The organism is Oleiphilus sp. HI0123, assembly GCF_001635315.1.
The window spans coordinates 1-3383 of record NZ_LWGE01001294.1; the positions used below are offsets into that span (position 1 = coordinate 1).

Here is a 3383-nt window from a genome sequence, read left to right on the forward strand (position 1 = left end):
ACACGTCCTGAGATTCTTTCTAAAGCTCTCATGGCCGGTGGTACTGAAGAACAGAAACAATATTGGCTGCCAAAGCTAGCTTGGGCTGACCCATCCTGCGCAGTTGCCATTACCGAGCCAGATTTTGGTTCTGACGTTGCAGGCATGAAACTAAAAGCTGAAAAAGTTGACGGTGGTTGGGTACTTAACGGCGCGAAAACATGGTGTACTTTTGGCGGTAAAGCTGGCGTTTTGTTAACACTAGCGCGTACTAACCCTGATCCAGGCTTGGGCCACAAAGGCTTAAGCATGTTCCTAGTTGAAAAACCTTCTTTCGACGGCCATGATTTTGAATACGAGCAAGAAGGTGGCGGTAAGCTAAGCGGGAAAGCAATCCCAACAATCGGTTACCGAGGCATGCACTCTTTCGACGTATTCTTCGATAATGTCTTTGTTCCAGACAGCCACTTGTTAGGTGGTGAAGAAGGCCTGGGTAAAGGCTTCTATTACACGATGGCAGGTTTCTCTGGTGGACGTATCCAAACTGCTGCACGTGCAAATGGCCTCATGCAAGCCGCTTATGAGCGTGCGATCAGCTACTCACAAGAACGTAAAGTATTTGGCCAGCCTGTGGGTGAATACCAGCTTACCCTAAGCAAACTATCTCGCATGGCGACCTTGATGACCGCTTCGCGCCAGTTTACCTACGCCGTAGGCCGTTTGATGGATGAAGGCAAAGGCCAGATGGAAGCCAGCCTAGTGAAACTATTTGCTTGTAAGTCTTCTGAGTGGCTAACACGTGAGGCATTGCAGATTCACGGAGGTATGGGCTATGCAGAAGAATCAGCAGTGAGCCGTTACTGGATTGATGCCCGCGTACTCTCTATCTTTGAAGGTGCTGAAGAGACTCTTGCACTGAAAGTAATTGCCAGAACCCTAATCGAGAACGCAGCGTAGATTGCGATTTGATTCTCAGCCAGCCAAGCTGTTGTGCTGGCTAAGCAAACCCTAAAAGAGATCATTCAAAAACTTTCCTATTGAAAGACGCTTTGACCGATCTCTAATAAACATTGAACTAGCGACATGCAGTGTCGAGGACAGAGCCTCAAGTACTCTCGGAATCGACCCACATCGGAATGAAGTAACATGAGTGAGCAAAATAAAGCGCATCTGATCTACGATAAAGAAGATAAGCCGAGCAAAGACCGTCCGTGGATTTTCAGAACCTACGCCGGACACACCAATGTTTGGGCCTCCAATGAGCTTTACCGTAATAACCTGGCAAAAGGCCAGACGGGTTTAAGTATTGCAATGGATCTCCCCACGCAATGTGGTTACAGCTCCGATCATGATATTGCGAAACCCGAGATTGGCAAGGTCGGCGTGCCGATCAATTCACTCGATGACATGGCAGTACTATTCGATAACATTCCTTTAGAGGAAATGAACACCTCGATGACCATCAATGGTACATCCATGTGGTTATTATCTTTGTATGTTGCTTTAGCTGAAGAGCGTGGCATAGATATTAGCCAGCTTAAAGGCACGACTCAAAATGACTTGATCAAAGAGTACCTGGCACGTGGTACCTACATATTCCCACCAGAAGATTCTATTCGCATTATCGTCGACATGTATGAATACTGCTTGCACAACATTCCTTCATGGAATGCTTCAAACATTTGCTCATATCACCTTCAAGAAGCCGGCGCGACGCCTGTTCAAGAACTCGCTTTCGCTCTGACAACAGCAATTACAATTCTGGATGCAATCAAAGAACGTGACTGCTTCAATGAAGAAGAGTTTGAGCGTTGCGTTGGCCGAATTTCTTACTTTGTAAACGCTGGTATGCGCTTTGTAGAAGAGACCTGCAAAATGCGCGCATTTGGCGAAATGTGGGATGAGATCACCAGTGAACGTTACGGTGTTAAGAACCCTAAATACCGTCGCTTCCGTTACGGTGTTCAGGTTAACTCTTTGGGTTTGACTGAAGAACAGCCAGAAAACAATGCATGGCGTATTCTGATCGAAACATTAGGCGTGACACTTAGCCGTAACGCACGTTGTCGCGCACTTCAGCTACCTGCCTGGAACGAAGCTCTATCCCTTCCGCGCCCTTGGGATCAGCAGTGGTCACTGCGTCTTCAGCAAGTTATGGCTTATGAAACTGACTTGCTTGAGTACCCTGACCTATTCGAAGGCTCTAAGGTTATCGAATCAAAAGTAGCTGAGCTAAAAGAGCAAGCCTTTGCAGAAATTAATAAGATTCTAGATATGGGCGGTTGTGTTGAAGCTATCAAGACCGGTTATATGAAGTCTTCTCTTGTTTCTTCTCAAGGCGAGCGAATGAGCAAGCTGGCTCAAGGCGAGCAAGTTGTGGTCGGTAAGAACAAGTGGACAGACGGTATTGAATCACCACTCGTTGGAGACAGTGACGGCGGTATATTTATGGTCGACGCTGAAGCTGCTCAGAAAACCATTGATGCCTTAAACAATACACGAACCAGCCGCGATGCCGCCCGTGTAGAAGCTTCTCTAAAAGCCTTGGCTGAAGCCGCAAAAAATGGCGAAAATATGATGGCAGCCTCTATTGAATGTGCAAAAGCGCGCGTAACCACGGGCGAATGGTCAGATACCTTACGTGAAGCCTTTGGCGAGTTCCGTCCACCTACAGGTGTTGATGGTCAGGCTCTTACGATTGAGTCAGAAACTCTGGAACAAGTTCGTGCCAAGGTAGAACAGTTCATAGAAACTAATGGCTATCGCCCACGTATTGTCGTTGGTAAACCAGGCCTTGATGGTCACTCAAATGGCGCGGAAATGATCGCTGTCGCGGCGCGCCATGCTGGCTTCGATGTCATCTATTTCGGTATTCGACTAAGCGCTGCTGATATCGTTCAATCAGCATTAGAAGAGAATGTCGATGTAATCGGAATTTCTTTGCTATCAGGCTCACATAATGAAATTATCGATCAGCTATTCGATGAACTGGAAAGCAACAATGCTAAGGATGAAATTCCCGTCATACTTGGTGGAATTATTCCAACGCCTGACTTTGATTCTCTTCAAAACAAGGGTGTTAAGCGCATTTTCACGCCTAAGGATTTCGACCTAATGGCTGTGATGAACGAGATCATGGACGTCATTAATGCACAAAAAGCAAACTAAGGCCGGCCTTTCGCTCGATGATCTGACTGCAAAAATGGAGTCAGAACTACCAGAAAAAGTTGCGCAACAGATAGAGCAGGCAGCCAATCTAGAGAAATGGCCCATTGCCCAACTAATTTCGGTCTTTGAGCGTAATACCACACAAAACTTTGTTACCCGACACCAGATTGTTACTTATCTTGATAAGCAACAATCTGGCATCAATAAACAAGGTATGGTTTTGGGTATAACGGGAA

Annotated in this window: 3 protein-coding genes; all 3 read left to right on the top strand. The window is 46.5% G+C overall.

Features of this window, described 5'->3' with window-relative positions; genetic code table 11:
• Nucleotides 1-936, top strand: a 936-nt coding sequence (locus A3761_RS15635) for an acyl-CoA dehydrogenase family protein (RefSeq protein ID WP_197473064.1), incomplete at its 5' end; no start/stop codon positions are given.
• A gap of 189 nt (nucleotides 937-1125) precedes the next feature.
• On the top strand, nucleotides 1126-3147 hold the full coding sequence (locus A3761_RS15640) for a protein meaA (RefSeq protein ID WP_068750463.1): 2022 nt from the start codon (nucleotides 1126-1128) through the stop codon (nucleotides 3145-3147).
• Nucleotides 3128-3383: hypothetical protein (locus A3761_RS15645; protein ID WP_156491883.1), on the top strand; the 256-nt coding region annotated here is incomplete at its 3' end. The genes A3761_RS15640 and A3761_RS15645, both read left to right, overlap by 20 nt.

Bases quoted from the DNA above. Each gene is read 5' to 3' on its own strand.
- A3761_RS15640 (WP_068750463.1), top strand. From the start codon at position 1,126: ATGAGTGAGCAAAATAAAGCGCATCTGATCTACGATAAAGAAGATAAG.